At 45.5% G+C, this 19,091-nt stretch carries 6 protein-coding genes; 3 read left to right on the forward strand and 3 right to left on the reverse strand.

Going from position 1 to position 19,091, the window contains the following annotated elements; genetic code table 11:
* Nucleotides 1–47: 47 nt before the first annotated feature.
* A complete protein-coding gene (locus IPM47_21525) occupies nucleotides 48–1,766 on the reverse strand; it encodes a glycosyltransferase family 39 protein (protein ID QQS29373.1) in 1,719 nt (572 codons plus the stop codon).
* 387 nt (nucleotides 1,767–2,153) lie between these two features.
* On the opposite strand from IPM47_21525, the gene IPM47_21530 reads away from it, so the two are divergent.
* The gene (locus IPM47_21530; protein ID QQS29374.1) at nucleotides 2,154–13,574 is read left to right on the forward strand and encodes a gliding motility-associated C-terminal domain-containing protein; all 11,421 of its coding nucleotides are present in this window, start codon (nucleotides 2,154–2,156) and stop codon (nucleotides 13,572–13,574) included.
* 111 nt (nucleotides 13,575–13,685) lie between these two features.
* On the opposite strand, the gene IPM47_21535 is transcribed toward IPM47_21530, so the two are convergent.
* Both IPM47_21535 and IPM47_21540 read right to left on the reverse strand, forming a co-directional pair.
* On the reverse strand, nucleotides 13,686–16,142 hold the full coding sequence (locus IPM47_21535) for a DUF2807 domain-containing protein (GenBank protein QQS29375.1): 2,457 nt from the start codon (nucleotides 16,140–16,142) through the stop codon (nucleotides 13,686–13,688).
* On the reverse strand, nucleotides 16,135–16,494 hold the full coding sequence (locus IPM47_21540; protein QQS29376.1) for a PadR family transcriptional regulator: 360 nt from the start codon (nucleotides 16,492–16,494) through the stop codon (nucleotides 16,135–16,137). The genes IPM47_21535 and IPM47_21540 overlap by 8 nt, the downstream gene beginning before the upstream one ends.
* Before the next feature lie 523 nt (nucleotides 16,495–17,017).
* Between IPM47_21540 and IPM47_21545 the strand changes: the two genes are divergently transcribed.
* Nucleotides 17,018–18,013: an amidohydrolase gene (locus IPM47_21545; protein QQS31551.1), complete on the forward strand. Its 996-nt coding sequence runs from the start codon at nucleotides 17,018–17,020 to the stop codon at nucleotides 18,011–18,013.
* Nucleotides 18,014–18,126: 113 nt separating this feature from the next.
* Nucleotides 18,127–18,960 (forward strand): carboxylating nicotinate-nucleotide diphosphorylase, encoded by an 834-nt coding sequence (nadC, locus tag IPM47_21550; protein ID QQS29377.1) that lies wholly within the window; start codon nucleotides 18,127–18,129, stop codon nucleotides 18,958–18,960.
* Nucleotides 18,961–19,091: the final 131 nt, after the last annotated feature.

A 19,091-nucleotide genomic window follows, 5' to 3' on the forward strand; every position in this document is an offset into this window, starting at 1 on the left:
ACTTCCCACTTCCCACTTTTCACTTCCCACTTTTCACTTTTCACTTTTCACTTTTCACTTTTCACTTTCTTAGGTAGCTTTTCGAAAAAGACAAAGCCTCCTTCTGTTTTCAGCAGTCGGGAATCGGGAGATTTTTCGGTTACTAATTTGGTGCGGTTGATTTTGGTGATTAAGTAAGCCGGACGGTCAATTTCGCCGGTCAGCAACCATTCATCTGAATACTGCTCAGGGCGATGTCCGGGCATCAGACCAAAGTAAAACAAGTGCGCGTAACTTTTAAAACCTATCGGCTCGACATAGACCGGTTTGCCTGCCATTTCCTTGTAAAATCTGATGGCGGGTGCTTGAGTGTATAGTTCTATTTTTGGTGCAACTACAGCAAAATACAATCCCAACAGCAAAGGGAAAGTAACCAGCATCAGGAATATTGACCAATATTTGTGTTTACTCATAGTGAAAGACACCGTCAATACCAAAAAGGCTATAGCTACCCCGATTATCTGCCCCCAACTATGCCATTCGACAGTGGTCTGAAAACAGGCTGCCGCAAATGGGTCTTTGATATAGGGCAGCAATAGATGGATGTTTCCGGCAAAAAAAGGAAGTGCAATCAGCAAGGTTGCCCATAGCAAACCTAAACCGGTAAACAGGCCTTTCACAAACCTAGGAATTGGTTGTCCTTCAGACAGCCATTGATGTAAACATTGGACTGCCAAAAAAGACAGGGGCAGATAAGCCATCGAAGAATAATGGACGATTTTGGTTTTGACGATGGTGAATAAAATCATCACCACAAAAAACAAACACTTCATTAACAGAGCAAAAGAGGAATTTCCGGACCGGTGTCTGAAAAAAGCCGGTAGGGCAAAAACAGACAAAGGAAAACAACCCAAAAAAACAACCACCCAATGATAGTATAGTGGTTGAGCATGTCCGGCATCGGATGTTGAAAATAAACGCACCTGATACGTAACAAACTCTTTTAAGAGTGAGGGTCCGTGTTTTACCACTTCCACACCAAACCACAAAGAAGCCACCAAACAGGTGCATAGCAGGAACAGGAGAACAGGGATTGCTTTTAACTGAACCGGAGCAGTCTTTTTCCACCACTGAAGGAGATAATAGCTGAATGCAGTTAATAATATCAGCAATAAACCGACGGGGCCTTTAGTGAGTACGGCAAGTCCTGCACCAACTCCGGCCATGGCATAAAATTTGACCTCTTGTCCGGCTTGTTTACGAGAATCAGAATCTGTTGCCGTTATATCCTCATGAGCTTTTGAAAGAAAAAACAGGCTTATGAAAATAAAATAATTAAACACCGGATCTATAATACCCGACTTAAAATAGAGCATTGGTAAAATGCTGCCTCCAAACAGAAGCGCCCATAAAACACCAAAAGAATTTCCGGCTTTTTGTTTGCCAATATAAAAAAGGGTAAACAGCGTTAAGATACCGAACAGGGCATTCGGCAGTCTTGCAGCAAACTCATTGATGCCGAACATTTTCATGGCAAGTGCCTGCATCCAAAAAAACAAAGGGGGTTTTTCCCAAAAGGGTTTAAAACCGATTTGTACCCGTCCGTAATTTCCGCTTACCAACATTTCACGGGCCGATTCTGCAAAATTCACCTCATCCCAGTCAAACAGCGAAACTGCACCTAAAAAAGGCAAATACAAAACAGCCGCCAATAATGTGATGGCAATTGCAAGCCGGGTAGCATCGGTTGATTCAAGGACAGAAAGAGAGCGTACAGATTCTGGCAATTAGATCAATTTTAATATGAAAACTTACAAAATGTTGGCTGCCGGTGGTTTTTGTCAAAACTATGGTTGCAAATGTAAGTGTGGGCGGGAAAAATCCAAACATTTAGTAGGTACATTTTATGTTTTCAGACCCGAAATTATCGGGTAAAGGATAAAGGAATTTGATTTAAAAAGCACCACTTTTTTCTTGTTATGAAACCGAGTTTGTTTTTCAACTTACCTGATTCGGTACATAAGGCAGCTTAATATTAAAAAAAAGAAAATAAAATGACATAAACATAGTTTTTGGCTTGTCTTTTTACTTAAATAAGACAATAGCTTTAAAAGCAAACACCTATATTTACCTGCCAATTTAACACCAGCAATTAATCACTACAATCAACTACTATGGTGAAACTCTACACGAGCCTTCCGGCGGTCATTTTATTTTTTTGTGTTTGCACAGGAATAAAAGCCCAATGTACCCTCACAACATCAGCCTATATAGACCAATTGGTCTGTGGACAATGCGTCAGCCTATATGCGTTCGGACAGGGACAGGGGCAGATTGTTTTTGCTGAAAATTTTAACAGCGGTCAGCCAACAGGATGGGCATTTACCAACCAAGCCATGTTTAACAACCCCTGTAGTCCGGGGGGAGTTGACGGTACCCCACACCTTTGGATGGGAAATAACTCGGGTGTTCCCCGAACCCTGCGAACGGTGAACTACAACTTTTTAGCAGCAACAGCCGGGGTAACTATTTGTTTCGACCTATTGTTTGCCGAACAAACCGGAGATGAGGCAACAGCTCCCTGTGAAGGGCCTGACGAACCCGATGAAGGAGTTGCCCTTCAATATTCGACCAATAACGGAGCAACCTGGATTGATATATATTACTTTGATCCAAACGGAGGGTATGACCCTTCTTTGACCAACTGGAACAACTGGTGTTTTGCCTTGCCTCCCGGTGCAATTACCGCTGCTACTCAAATCAGATGGTTTCAGGACAATGACTCTGGTCAAAACTTCGATCACTGGGGAATTGACAATGTAGAGATTTACTTTAATGACCCAACTTATAATATTACCTGGACTCACGATGGATATTCTTACGGAGCGGGTAACAGTGGCGGAGAAAATCCGACACAAGTCTGCCCCCAGACTACTACCACCTATACGGCTGTGATGACAAACGGTACAACCACTTGTACTTCTTCAGTTACTGTAAATGTTACTGATCCGGTTATTGTGGCAGATGCCGGTCCTAATCAGAGCATTTGCCCCGGTCAATGTGTTACCTTAGATGGCAGCAATACCCGGGTCATTATGTCGCCTGCAAAAACACCAACTTACTCCAACGGTGAAATTGCTGCATTGACAGGACTACCCTCAGCAGCCGATTTGGCAGCGCTACTACTCCCTTGTTTAAATTTTGGCGGATGTACTTGTCCCAATGGTTCAACGGTTGCTTTTTTCCAAACCTGCCCGGCGATTTTTACAGGAACTATTTCGATGAACATCAATATTACAGACCTGAATACGGTTACTATCCAAAACGGACAGCTTACCAGTGTTTGTATATCCAGTGCAAATATGATCGCCGGTAACCTCAATCAGTTTGGAGTTACGCTAACCTGCCCTTCAGGAAATACTATTGTTCTGGCAAATCCGGGTAATATCACAGGCACGAATCTGTCCAATGCCTGTTTTACCCTGACTGCTACAGCTCCTATTTCTTCGGGTAGCGCACCTTATACCGGCAACTGGCAACCTGTTCAGCCACTTACAGCCCTTAGCGGATGTGATGCCAACGGGGTATGGACTCTAAATTTTACCGGCACCTTCAACCTCTCGAGCGGCACCTTACCATTGGGTTTCCTAAATGGGTGGAACATCAGTTTTGATGACCCCGAAATCAGTGAACCCGCCATTGTTACCTGGTCTCCTACTACGAATATGACCGGTAGCAACACCCTCACCCCAAATGTTTGCCCTACCGTTACCACTACCTATACCCTTACCGCTGTTGATGATGCGGGCTGCACACAGGCAACCGATCAGGTAACGGTAACAGTTGCACCTTGCTGCCCAATGACCATCAGTGTTGCTCCTACAAACGGAACCTGTGGCAACAACGGGTCGGCAACACTGACCATTAACAACCCACCGGTCGCCCCTACAATAGCCTGGTCGAACGGGCAAACTGCAGTAACTGCCACTAACCTTGCAAACGGCACCTATACCGTAACGGTAACAGCCGGTGCGGGATGTAGTCAAACTGCATCCGTTACCATTGCCAATACCCCCGGCACTGCGCCGTCTGTTTCCAACTCACAACAAGTGTGCAACGCAGCAGGCACGAATTATACCATTACCCTCACGCTTGCAGGCACAGCACCTATCAACGTTACCGGTTCGCCGGGAACACTTGCAGGGAACATTTTTACCAGCAATCCCATCACTGCCGGCACCTTCCCTACATTTACCATTACCAATGCCTGCGGCAGTATTACTTTTACACCCAACGTAGTTTGTGCTCCACCGGGCACTTGTAACTCATCGGAGGGTTGTTTTGGCGCCAACCTTGTGGTCAATGGTGATTTTGAAACCTTTAATCCGGGCGCTCCTTTTGCAACTTTTACGAGCAGTTATGACTACAGCCCCTGTCCGGGTATTGTTTGTGTCAATAGTTCTACAAGTGCGCCTATTCTATGCCAATATGACTTTTCGGTGCAAAACAATGCCAATATCTGTAATAGCGATTGGACCAGTTTATTGGATGATCATACCTCCGGAAGCGGCAATATGATGATTGTAGATTTCCCATCCGGTAATGTTGCGCCTAATAATCAAATTTGGTGTCAGACCGTAAATCTCACCCCTTCTACCAATTATTGCTTCGGGGCATTCTTTGCCAATATCCTGCCAACAGGCAGTGGTCAGCCATTGCCTGTTTTTGGATTTACAGTAGGTGGCAGTTTGTTAGGAAACAGCCCTTCTTTGCCGGAAAACGAACAATGGCAATTTTACGGAATACAGTTTAACAGTGGTGCCGGTGGCAACACTACGCTGTGTATAACCAACCAAAACTTTGGGGCAACGGGCTATGATTTGGCAATTGATGACATATCGGTGCGACCGGTTACATCAGGCACACCTCCAACGGCAGTCAACGATAACGTTTCGCTTTGTGCAGGTGCAACTGCTCAAACCATTAATGTATTAGGCAATGATTCTCCTACCGGAGGCGCTATAACTTCATTGAATATTTATGCTGCACCTCCTTATAGCGCAGGGACAGTCAGCGCTATAAATCTTGCAGCAGGTACGATTACCTTTAACCCTGCTCCGGGTTTCAGTGGAACTACGAATTTCAGCTATCAGATTTGCAATGCAGCAGGATGCTGTGACGTGGCCACAGTTACCATTTCTCCTAACCCGCCTCCAACTCCAAGCATTAGCGGCAACCTGAGTTTTTGCACGGGAGGTAGTACCACACTGACTGCTGCAGGTGGAGGCACCTATGTCTGGTCAACTGGTGCAAATACTGCCGCTATCAACGTTACAGCAGGTGGAACTTACAGCGTTACGGTTACAAATATTTCGGGCTGTACCGCCACAGCAAGTGCCAACGTTACAGTAAACAGCATCATCCCGCCCAATATGCCTCCGGCAAGTACCTGTGCAGGAGGCAACGCAGTCACCCTGAATCCGGGTGCTTACACTTCTTATATATGGACAACCGGTGCTACTACTCAAACCATCAGTGTCAGCCCGGTTGCCAATACCACTTACACTGTCACTGTTACCAATGCAACCGGTTGTACTGCCATCGGTAACGTAACCGTTACCATTAACACCATTCTGCCACCAAGTATTCCTCCGGCGAGTACTTGTGCAGGAGCGCTTCCTGTAACACTGAATGCCGGAACATACAGCGGTTATAGCTGGTCAACCGGTGCTACTTCTCAAACTATCAATGTAAGTCCGGCGACCACCACCACCTATACGGTTAATGTTACTGGGGCAAATGGCTGTACAAACTCGGGAAGCGTAACGGTTACAGTTAATTCCATTTCACCGCCGGTACTAACTCCTGTTTCCGTTTGTGCCGGTAATCCGGCTTCAATCAATGCAGGTTCCGGTTATTCCGGATATGTATGGTCAAACGGTGCAACTTCTCAAAGTATCAATGTCAGCCCTTCAGCTACCACTTCCTATTCTGTAACTGTAACCGGAGCCGGAGGCTGTACAGCAACAGCAAGTACAACGGTAACGGTCAACAATATAACTCCCCCATCCATCCCGCCTGCTTCTTTGTGTGCAGGTGGAAATCCGGTAACTCTGAATGCAGGAGCAGGATTTACCGCATATTTGTGGTCTTCCGGTCAAACAACACAAACCATTAATGTCAGTCCGGCAGGAACAACTACCTATACGGTAACGGTAACCGCTACAGGTGGATGTACGGCAACTGCCAATACTACGGTAACTGTCAACAGCATAACACCTCCTTCTATTCCGGCTGCGACTACCTGTGCCGGAGGAAATCCGGCATTACTCGATGCCGGTGTTGGATACAATACTTACGCATGGTCAACGGGAGCCTCTACACAGAGCATCAATGTCAGCCCGGCATCCACAACTACTTATACTATAACAGTTACTGATAACAACAATTGTTCAGCAAGCAATTCGGTTACAGTTACAGTCAATAATCTTGCACCGTTCACTATTCCCGTACTACCCATTTGTCTTGGAAGTAGTACGACTTTAAATGCAGGTGCTTATAGTTCTTATTTATGGTCAACCGGAGAAACTTCGCAAAGTGTTTCTGTAAGTCCGGCTACCGGTACTACTTATACCGTTACTGTTTCTAACAGCAACGGCTGTACGGCTGTCGGAACAGCAACTGTAGCGGTCAATACCCTGCCGAATACGGCCATCAGCGGCTCGACTACTTTTTGTACTGGAGGGAATACCACGCTTAGTGCCGGTATGGGATTTACCCTTTATCAATGGTCGAACAGCGCAACCACTCAAAGTATCACAATTTCTATCCCCGGCACCTATACTGTAACAGTAACAAATGCCAATGGCTGTACTGCAACGGCACAAACCACCGTAACAGAAAGCGCCTCTTTAAGTCCGGTGATTACCGGCAACACTTCATTATGCCCGGGAGAAACAAGCACGCTTGATGCCGGAACTGGTTTTAACAGCTACATGTGGTCAAATGGGGCAACAGGTTCGAGCATTACAGTAAATACTTCCGGAACATACAGTGTTACTGTTACCGATGTCAACGGATGTTCCGGTACAGATTCAGAAACGGTCGTTGTTAATACCAATCCCAATGTCAGTATCACCGGAAACGGAAACATCTGCATAGGAGCTTCCTCCACCCTCAACGCTACTCCGGGATTTTTACAATACGAATGGTCAACGGGCACCTTCGGACAGAGCATTACCACTAATACAGCCGGAAGCTATGCGGTTACCGTTACCGATGCAAATGGTTGTACTGATTCAGATGTTTTTGTAGTCAATGTCAATACAGGAACAGCTCCGGTCATTACCGGGACCCTGTCTTTTTGTTTTGGAGGAAACACCGTTCTGAATGCAGGGTCCGGGTTCAGCAGTTATTTATGGAGCAACAGCAGTACATCTCAAACCGCTACCGCATCCACCGGTGGTGTGTATAGTGTAACCGTTACGGATATTAACGGTTGTTCAGGCTCAAGTGCGGTTACTGTGAGCGTTAACAACCCTTCGCCTCCGGTCATCGGAGGAAATACAAATATTTGTGCAGGCAGCAGTACCATACTAAGCACATCGGGTTTTACCACCTATCTTTGGTCGAATGGGTCGGTCAATGCATCTATCAATGTAAGCCCGCCAGTTACGACTACTTATACTGTTACGGTTACCGATGCGAATGGCTGTACTTCCACCGCTGCACAGATAGTAAATGTAACGGCTTCCCCATCGGTAACCATTAACGGAAATACCGCATTTTGTCCGGGTGGCAGCAGTCTGCTGGATGCCGGAAGCGGCTTTGCCCAATATTTGTGGAGTACCGGCAGCACCGGTCAAACAATCACGGCAACCACTGCCGGCACTTATACAGTTACGGTAGCCGATGGTGCCGGTTGTTCCAATACTGCCGCTATTTCCATTTCCATTTTACCCAATCCGATTGTCAATATTTCCGGTTCATCCACCTTCTGTACCGGCAGCAGCAGTACGCTCAATGCGGGAAGCGGATTTACCCAATATTTGTGGAATACTGGCAGCACTACCCAAACACTTGCAGTAACATCTGCAGGTATATACAGCGTTACGGTAACCAATGCCAATGGGTGTACCGGATCAAACCAGATTAATGTTACAGAAAGTACCTCTCTTAATCCCAATATCGTTGGGAATTTGAACCTTTGTGTTGGTGAAACCACGGTCTTGGATGCCGGCACCGGGTATGCTTCTTATAGCTGGAACAATGGCGGATTAACACAAACTATCAGTGTCAGTATGTCTGGAAACTATTCCGTTACTGTTACCGATTCAAGTGGTTGTACCGGTGAAACTGATGCAACAGTTGCCGTAAACCCCAATCCGGTAGTCAGTATTACCGGAGTTGCCAATATCTGTAGCGGTCAAAACAGCACGTTAGACGCTGGTTCGGGTTTTACGGGCTATTTATGGAATGACGGCAGCACCGGACAAACCCTGACAGCTTCCACCGCAGGGACTTATAGTGTAACAGTAACAGATGCCAACGGCTGTTCAGGCACTGATAATTTTGTATTGAATGTCGGTTCATCGCTAACCCCGGTCATTGCCGGTGATTTGGATATTTGTGCCGGTGAAACCACTACTTTAGATGCCGGAGCAGGCTATGCCACTTATTCATGGAGCAATGGCGGCTCCGGTCAGACCATCAGTATAACTGCTTCGGGAATTTATATTGTAACGGTAACCGATGCAGGAGGTTGTACAGGAGAGGCGAATACCGCCGTAACGGTCAATACTAATCCGGCACCCACTATCACCGGAACAACAGATATCTGCAACGGGGAAACCTCTGTGCTGGATTCCGGTACAGGATTTACCACTTATAGCTGGAGTGACGGCAGCACCGGTCAAACCCTCAGCATCACAACAACTGGAAGCTATCAGGTAACCGTTACCAATGCTGCCGGTTGCACCGGAACGGACAGTTTTGCAGTAACGGTCAATGCCAATCCTGTTGCCAATATCACCGGCACAGCAAGCATATGTATTGGTCAGACAAGCACATTAGACGCAGGTTCGGGTTTTACAGGGTATCTATGGAATGATGGCAGCAACGGACAAACGTTGATTGCATCCACCACAGGCACTTACAGCGTAACCGTAACCAATGCCAATGGATGCACGGGCACAGATAGCTTTGTGTTGAATGTCGGTTCATCGCTAACCCCGGTCATTGCCGGTGATTTGGATATATGTGCAGGTGAAACCACAACATTGGATGCAGGCGCCGGTTATGCCACTTATTCATGGAGCAGCGGCGGAACGGGTCAGACGATCAGCGCAACTGCATCGGGGATTTATTTTGTAACAGTAACCGATGCAGGAGGTTGTACAGGTGAAGCCAATGTCAGTGTAACGGTCAACGCAAACCCCCTTGCCAATATCACCGGCACAGCGAGCATTTGTATTGGTCAGACAAGTACTTTAGATGCCGGTACAGGTTATACGGCTTATCTATGGAATGACGGAAGCACCGGACAAACCCTGACTGCTTCCACCGCAGGGACTTATAGTGTAACAGTAACCGATGCCATTGGCTGTTCAGGCACTGATAATTTTGTATTGAATGTCGGTTCATCGCTAACCCCGGTCATTGCCGGAGATTTGGATATCTGTGTCGGTGAAACCACTACTTTAGATGCCGGAGCAGGCTATGCCACTTATACATGGAGCAATGGCAGCAACGGTCAGACCATCAGTGTAACTGCTTCGGGAATATATATTGTAACGGTAACCGATGCAGGCGGATGTACGGGAGAGGCGAATACCGCCGTAATGGTCAATACTAATCCGGCTCCTACTATCACTGGAACAACAGATATCTGCAACGGGGAAACCTCTGTGCTGGATGCCGGTACAGGATTTACCACTTACAACTGGAGTGATGGCAGCACCGGTCAAACCCTAAGCATCACCACAACAGGAAGCTATCAGGTAACCGTTACCAATGCTGCCGGTTGCACCGGAACTGACAGTTTTGCAGTAACGGTCAACGCCAATCCTGTCGTCAATATCACCGGCACAGCGAGCATCTGTATTGGTCAGACAAGCACATTAGACGCAGGTTCGGGTTTAACCGCTTACCTCTGGAATGATGGCAGCACCGGACAAACGCTGGTTGCATCCACCGCAGGCACATACAGCGTAACAGTAACCGATGCCAACGGATGTACAGGCACAGATAGTTTTGTGTTGAATGTCGGTTCATCGCTAACTCCGGTCATTGCCGGAGATTTGGATATTTGTACGGGTGAAACCACTACTTTGGATGCAGGCAACGGTTATGCCACTTATTCATGGAGCAATGGCGGAACGGGTCAGACGATCAGCGCAACTGCATCGGGGATTTATTTCGTAACAGTAACTGATGCAGGAGGTTGTACAGGTGAAGCCAATGTCAGTGTAACGGTCAACGCAAACCCCCTTGCCAATATCACCGGCACAGCGAGCATTTGTATTGGTCAGACAAGTACTTTAGATGCCGGTACAGGTTATACGGCTTATCTATGGAATGACGGAAGCACCGGACAAACCCTGACTGCTTCCACCGCAGGGACTTATAGTGTAACAGTAACCGATGCCATTGGCTGTTCAGGCACTGATAATTTTGTATTGAATGTCGGTTCATCGCTAACCCCGGTCATTGCCGGAGATTTGGATATTTGTACGGGTGAAACCACTACTTTAGATGCCGGAGCAGGCTATGCCACTTATACATGGAGCAATGGCGGCAACGGTCAGACCATCAGTGTAACTGCTTCGGGAATATATATTGTAACGGTAACCGATGCAGGTGGATGTACGGGAGAGGCGAATACCGCCGTAACGGTCAATACTAATCCGGCTCCTACTATCACCGGAACAACAGATATCTGCAACGGGGAAACCTCTGTGCTGGATGCCGGTTCAGGATTTACAAATTATAGCTGGAGTGATGGCAACATCGGTCAAACCCTAAGCATCACCACAACAGGAAGCTATCAGGTAACCGTTACCAATGCTGCCGGTTGCACCGGAACGGACAGTTTTGCAGTAATGGTCAACGCCAATCCAGTCGTCAATATCACCGGCACAGCGAGCATCTGTATTGGTCAGACAAGCACATTAGACGCAGGTTCGGGTTTAACCGCTTACCTCTGGAATGATGGCAGCAACGGACAAACGCTGGTTGCATCCACCGCAGGCACATACAGCGTAACCGTAACCGATGCCAATGGATGCACGGGCACAGATAGTTTTGTGTTGAATGTCGGTTCATCGCTAACCCCGGTCATTGCCGGTGATTTGGATATATGTACAGGTGAAACCACTACTTTAGATGCCGGAGCAGGCTATGCCACTTATACATGGAGCAATGGCGGAACAGGTCAGACGATCAGCACTACTGCATCGGGAATTTATTTTGTAACAGTAACCGATGCAGGAGGCTGTACAGGTGAGGCCAACGTCAGTGTAACGGCCAACGCAAATCCCGTAGCCAATATCACAGGCACAGCGAGCATTTGTATTGGTCAGACAAGTATTTTAGATGTCGGTACAGGTTATACGTCTTATCTGTGGAATGACGGAAGCACCGGACAAACCCTGACTGCTTCCACCGCAGGGACTTATAGTGTAACAGTAACCGATGCCAATGGCTGTTCAGGAACAGATAATTTTATGTTGAATGTCGGTTCATCGCTAACCCCGGTCATTGACGGTGATTTGGATATCTGTGCCGGTGAAACCACTACATTAGATGTCGGTTCAGGCTATGCCACTTATTCATGGAGCAATGGCGGCAACGGTCAATCCATCAGCGTAACTGCATCGGGAATTTATATTGTAACGGTAACCGATGCAGGAGGATGTACAGGAGAGGCGAATACCGCAGTAACGGTCAATACTAATCCGGCACCCACTATCACCGGAACAACAGATATCTGCAACGGGGAAACCTCTGTGCTGGATGCCGGTACAGGATTTACCACTTACAACTGGAGTGATGGCAGCACCGGTCAAACCCTAAGCATCACCTCAACAGGAAGCTATCAGGTAACCGTTACCAATGCTGCCGGTTGCACCGGAACGGACAGTTTTGCAGTAATGGTCAACGCCAATCCAGTCGTCAATATCACCGGCACAGCAAGCATCTGTATTGGTCAGACAAGCACATTAGACGCAGGTTCGGGTTTAACCGCTTACCTCTGGAATGATGGCAGCACCGGACAAACGCTGGTTGCATCCACCGCAGGCACATACAGCGTAACCGTAACCGATGCCAATGGATGCACGGGAACAGATAGCTTTGTGTTGAATGTCGGTTCATCGCTAAACCCGGTCATTGCCGGAGATTTGGATATTTGTACGGGTGAAACCACAACATTGGATGCAGGCACCGGTTATGCCACTTATTCATGGAGCAATGGCGGAACAGGTCAGACGATCAGCGTAACAGCCTCGGGAACTTATATCGTAACGGTAACAGATGCAGGAGGCTGTACCGGAGAGTCAAATGTCAGTGTAACGGTAAATACCAATCCTTTGCCGGACATTACGGGCATTGCCAATATTTGTATTGGCGAAATTAGCACCTTAGATGCAGGGGCCGGTTTTAACCTTTATGCGTGGAATGATGGCAGCGCGGCTCAAACATTGGATGCAACTGCTTCAGGGATTTATACAGTTACCGTAACAGATGCCAACGGATGTACAGGAACAGATAGCTTTATCCTGACTGCTATTGATTGTACTACCTGCACACCACCCCTTCCTCCGGTCGGTGAGTCAGTGAATGCAATAATTTGCGAAGGGGAGGTAAACACCACTCCTTTTGTAGTTAGTACGGAACCCGGAACTTTAGTCAACTGGTATGATGCTCCGGCAGGCGGTAATCTAATCGGTACGGGGGTTACCTTTACTCCAAGCTCAGCAGGAGTTTTTTATGCCGAAGCAGTAAATATTTTAGACCCCTCCTGTGTCAGTGAGCGTATATTGGTCGAACTTTTAACAGATTTAGTCAGCATTTCCGTAACTGCAGACCCCACAGCCACGGCTTCCGGAGGAACGGTTCTTCTTGATGCTTCAGGCTCTTCAATTTTGGGAACAACCTTGACTTATAGCTGGACAACCTCCGGTTCCGATGTGATGACCTGTACGGACTGTACGGCACCGGAAGTCATTCTGACACAAACCACCAATTTTACCGCTTCGGTTATTGATGAATATGGCTGTTCGGCAAGTGCATCTGTTCAGGTATTGATTTTGCCTGCCGGAAATATAGTGGTAATCCCCAACGCATTTTCTCCAAACGGAGACGGGGTTAACGATTTGTTCAGGGTTACCGGTCAAAATATTGAAACCATCGAACTGTTTATCTATAACCGTTGGGGGCAGGAAGTTTTTGCAGCAATAGGCGAATTAGACGCAGGTTGGGATGGAAAATTCAGAGATACTGATCAGGAACTTGGGGTGTATGTGTATTACGCGAATATCACCTTTATGAACGGTGAAACAGAAACTTTAAAAGGAAACATTACCCTAATCAGGTAACGAGAAGTCTGACAATAACCTGTACAACCAACAATCAGGGACAAAAAACGCCGGTACGTGGTTCAACACGTCCGGCGTTTGCGTGAATATTAGCCAATTCGTTTAATAAATTTACTCTTTAGCCTTTACCGAAGATGCTCCGGAGGTTTCTGATTGTACATTGGTTGTATTGCCTTTATACAAGATACCGCTCGCTCCGGATGCTTCTGCTGTCAATTTATCAGAAACATTGACTTCGGCTTGGCTTACACCCGAAACTTCGGCAACCATTTCTTTGACTGCAAAGTTAAAGGCTTTTAACCCTGAAGAGCCGCTGACAGTTATCTCTGCATTTTTAGCTTTTCCGCTAAGTGTCAGAGAAGATGCTCCGCTTACTTCTGCATTTAGTGTACCCGTATTTATATCAGTTACAGCTTCTGAAACTCCGCTGATAATGATGTTAAATTCGTCTTTGTTTTTAAATCCGGTAATCGTAGCCTTACAAGCACCGTTCAACTCAATTTCGGTGATTTCTGGTGCAACAATGGTTACTTCAAGAGTTTCCTGATTGTTTTGATTTAGCCAGTTCCACCATTTTTTCTGACGCGTGGATATGGAAAGGGTGTTCCCGCTTTTGATGAGGTTTAGATTGGCAAGACTTGCTTCATCACCCGAAAAGGCAACTTTGTATTTTGAACCCTGCTGAACATTAACTTTAAACATTCCCGAAATTTCGAGTTCTTCAAAGTCGGTGATATCGTACAGTTTCTGATTGCCTACTATTTTGGGCTCTCCGGTGTTGGTAGTTTCTTCAATTCCCTGTTCGTTAACTGAAGTGGGATCTGATGTTTCCTCTTCCAAAGCCGCTTCACTGTCAATATCTTCGTTTTCATCCAAAAGATTTGAATCCTCTTCATTTTCAATACCCAATTTTTCAACGCCTGCATTGACATTGGTCAGTCCGCCTTCGAGCATATCCCAGCGTTTGCCGATCATTTCAGAATCGAGCGTATTGCTTACATTTTTAACATCGTAAATCACCTGTTCAGAGCCAGGATTAAAGAAAACCGATTTGCCTTTTGGGACTTTAAGGGTGAGATGGATTTGTTGATTTCGCCATTTATCACCTGCAGGGGCAGAATAATAGGGGTTCATGTGCAGGATTGAGTCTTCCTGGTCAAAAACATATTCAATATGCTGCGCAAGGTTTTCGGCAGTTTGCTGAGTGCCGCTGAAAGCTGAAAGTGATTTTATCAACCGAAACTGGTCATCTTCACTTTCTACAACATCCAATTTGACCGATTCAAAAAACAGGGCATTGTTTTCATAGTCAAATGTCGTTTTTCCCCAGTTTCCGATGGGCAGTAATATCTGAGCATTGTTTTTATTGTTCTGTCGCACTTCTTCCAGATATGTATCCGGTAAGGCTGAAATATAGATGGTGTTCCCGATGGGTTGGGCTATCGCTATTTCTTCTTGCAACATAGCTCTTTGTGAAAAAGCATCGTTATAGGTTTTTGCCGAAACGGTTAACAACACAAAAAAGCAGAATACCCAAAAAGAAATAGCACCGGCTTTCCACCGGCCTGTTTCGGTGTTTATTTTAAAGGCTTTTCGGGTAAACCAATAAGTTATGCCAAGGATAGGAATGGCAAACAACATTAACAAACTGATGATGCCAAGAATAACAAGCAAAGCATTGCTAAATATAAAGGTGAGCAAAAACTTTGCAGAAGCAAATAGCCCGACAATGATGCCCAACAAGGCCACAACCAAAGAGAACAATAGAATTACTCCCCCTATTATCACTCCGATTTTTACAACTTTGAGGGTAATCCAAATTGCCTTAGGTAAAAATTGACGCAATTTGCTTGTCAATTGCTCAAAAAAAAACCGCGTGTTTTTACCGCCTTCGCTTTTGCTAAAATCTTCTATTTGGTCTTTAAGCGAATGAAAGCCTTCCCGAAAAGTCTTTTCAAGATTATGAACATTGATAGGTTCTCCTTTCATTGCAAGTTTTTGTGCAGCAGTAGATGCTTCGGGCACAATAGCCCAAAGGATGATGTAGAGCAACACACCCCAGCCAAACAAGAAAAATGCAGCAACAAAGGCTAATCTTATCCAAATAGGGTCGCTGATGCCGAAATAGGCACTAATGCCGGAACATACGCCCCCTAAAACCTGATCGTCGGGGTTGCGGTACAGTCTTCTGTAACTTTTATCCTCGCTACCGGACTGTGTGTTAGGATTGGCCTGATTCTGCGGTGATTGGTTGCTTTGTTCGTTGCTGTTGTTGAGGTCAGCATGTGATTCATGAGTGTGGGGATGGTCAAATTCTTCCGGATGTCCCATAATGGCAATCATGGTTTCTACATCGCCGGGCAAAACGACCTGTCGCTTGTGTTTGTTTAACGCTTCCTGAAACATCTCGGCAATCCGCGCTTCGATATCTTCTACTATTTCCCGCGCGCCTTCTTCTCCTGAAAAATGTTTGCCAAGAGAGCTTAAATAATGATGTAACCGGTTATAGGCTTCTTCCTCAATGTGGAAAAACCAGCCGCCTAAATTGATGCTAATAGTCTTATTCATGTGATTGGGTGGTTTGTGTGGTTGTTGAATGGAGGGAGTTAACTGCGTTGACTAATTCTATCCAGGTTTGTTGCAATTCTTCTTTGAATTGACTGCCCTCATCGGTCAGGGCATAATACTTGCGCGGTGGACCTGTTTTTGATTCTTCCCACCGGTAGGTCAGTAAGCCGGCATTTTTGAGCCGGGTAAGCAGAGGATATAAGGTGCCTTCCATGACCAACAAGTTGGCGTGTTTCATCTCTTCGATAATATCAGAAGGATACATCTCGCCTCTCGCTATGATTGAAAGTACACAAAACTCCAAAATTCCTCTGCGCATTTGCGTTTTGCTGTTTTCGGCATTTAAGTTCATATCATTGCTTTAAAGATTTAAGGTACTATGTTTTGCAAGGTACTGTACTGCAAAGATAACGCAAATTAGTTTTAAATAGTTGCATCTTTTTAAAAAAAATTTTTCTTAGCATGGTACTATGTATTGCCGAGTACTTTTTTAAACCTATTTGAAGGCTGAAAAGGTTCCATCAAAATCAAAACTTTATGAAAAAAATTATCCGAACAATCCAAAACTAAAATTTAAATCATAGCAATCGTGGAGTGACTATTTTATACTGACAGATAAAAGAGCATTTTTTAAAACTTACCAAACCTGAATTTACTAATTTGAAAGGGAAGGAGATCTGCACAATTTATGTTTTTATCTTTCTTTGAACCGGAATTACCAGACGTTGGAACTGATAAACTGCCATTTACTTACTATCTTTGCGCACATCTCAAGATATAAGGATATTTTAATTCGGGTAACCTGATTGGTGCAAATACCCATTCTTCCCTGTATTTATTCATCAACTTTAAGCTTTATCGTGCTACGGATTGATATACATTCTCACCTTTTACCCGATAAACTGCCTCGTTTTACCGAAAAGTTTGGTTATGATGGCTTTATCCATTTGGAACATCACCGTCAGGGATATGCCAAAATGATGATTGGCAACAAGTTTTTCAGGGAAATTGAAGAAAATTGCTGGAGTGCAGACCGGCGTTTTGCAGATATGGAACGCAACCGTATTGATATGCAGGTAATCTGTACCATTCCGGTTATGTTTAATTATTGGGCAAAACCCGCCGATACTCTTGAAGTCGCCCGTTTTTTAAACGACCATATTGCCGAGGTAGTCGCCAAATATCCCAAGCGATTTGTCGGGTTGGCCACCTTACCCATGCAAGACCCTGATTTAGCCATACAGGAACTGGAAAGATGTATGAAAGACCTGAATATGGCAGGTGTTCAGATTGGTTCTCACATCAACGAATGGAATTTGAGTGCTGCCGAGCTAATGCCTTTTTTTGAAGCATGTGAACGGTTAAACGCCTCTGTTTTTGTACATCCCTGGGACATGATGGGCAGTAAAGATATGCAGCGATATTGGCTGCCATGGTTAGTAGGTATGCCCGCCGAAACCTCCCGCGCTATTTGTTCTATGATATTTGGCGGGGTGTTTGAAAGGTTGCCCAATTTACGGGTCTTGTTTTCACATGGAGGTGGAGCATTTGCCGGCACTCTCGGCCGAATCATGCACGGCTTTAATGCCCGACCTGACCTGGTTGCTATTGATAATCCGTACCCTCCCACCAAATATCTCGGACAGTTTTGGGTAGATACTCTTGTTTTTGATGCTACCATGCTTCAACATAATATTGACCTCTTTGGCGCAGAAAAAGTTGCCCTTGGCTCGGACTATCCCTTCCCGTTGGGCGAACTGAATACAGGTGCTTTACTCGACAGCATGAACCTTGAACCCAATATCAAAAACACAATCCTTTACAAATCGGCTTTGTCCTGGTTGAACAGGAAGGAAGAAGAATTTATCTAAATACCGGCCAATTTTTGCAACCCTTCAATCGGTTTGCAACCAGAATCCAGATTGAATTTTCGAAGTAAAACAATTCCTCACCATTACTAAACCCACGATATATTCACAGCAATATGGATTTAACCGCATTTATTCGCAATGCCTTAGCCGAAGACATCGGCAGTGGTGACCATACTACTCTGGCTTGTATTCCGGCACATGCTACCGGCAAGGCACGTTTATTGGTCAAGGAAACCGGGGTGATTGCCGGAATAGAAATGGCCAAACTGATTTGTAAAGAGGTGGATGAAGGATTGGAAGTTGAAGAATTTTTAAAAGATGGAGATTGTGTAAAACCCGGTGATATAGGCTTGGTGATAGCAGGCAACAAACAATCCATCCTTAAAGCAGAACGCCTGCTGCTAAATTGTATGCAAAGGATGAGCGGAATTGCAACATTGACAAACCGCTATGTTCAGGAAATTGCTGATACTTCGGCACGAATTTTAGATACCCGGAAAACAACACCCGGTTTCAGGTATATCGAAAAATGGGCTGTGCGCATTGGCGGAGGCTACAACCATAGGTTTGGGTTGTATGATATGATTATGATTAAAGACAATCATCACGACTATTGCGGAGGAATTGTCAATGCCATCCGCCAAACGCGTCAGTATCTCTCTCAAACAGGCTTAATGCTCAAAGTAGAAATAGAGGTGCGAAATTTGAAAGAACTCGAATTGGTACTGGAAACCGGACAAATTGACCGCATCATGTTTGATAATTTTGATGTACCTGCAACCTATCGGGCTGTTGAGTTGGTCAACCGCCAATATGAAACCGAAACTTCCGGAGGCATTAACCTGAATACGGTTAGAGAATATGCCGAAACCGGGGTAGATTTTATTTCAGTCGGTGCACTCACACATTCATATACCAGTATGGATATTAGCCTTAAAGCCATCTAAAAAAGTTTGGAGTGTTGCCGCTGTCTGTATAGAGGTGTAAAGGACAAATATATACATCTATCTTTTGTTTAGTAGGTAATACTACTTTACCTCAGTTTTCCCTTAATTGTCAGACTATAATTTGTGTGGTT

Source organism: Sphingobacteriales bacterium, from assembly GCA_016700115.1.
Classification (GTDB): domain Bacteria; phylum Bacteroidota; class Bacteroidia; order Chitinophagales; family UBA2359; genus UBA2359.

Coding starts and splice junctions, on each gene's coding strand:
- IPM47_21540 (QQS29376.1), bottom strand. CDS start 16,494: ATGAACTTAAATGCCGAAAACAGCAAAACGCAAATGCGCAGAGGAATT.
- IPM47_21535 (QQS29375.1), bottom strand. CDS start 16,142: ATGAATAAGACTATTAGCATCAATTTAGGCGGCTGGTTTTTCCACATT.
- nadC (QQS29377.1), top strand. CDS start 18,127: ATGGATTTAACCGCATTTATTCGCAATGCCTTAGCCGAAGACATCGGC.
- IPM47_21530 (QQS29374.1), top strand. CDS start 2,154: ATGGTGAAACTCTACACGAGCCTTCCGGCGGTCATTTTATTTTTTTGT.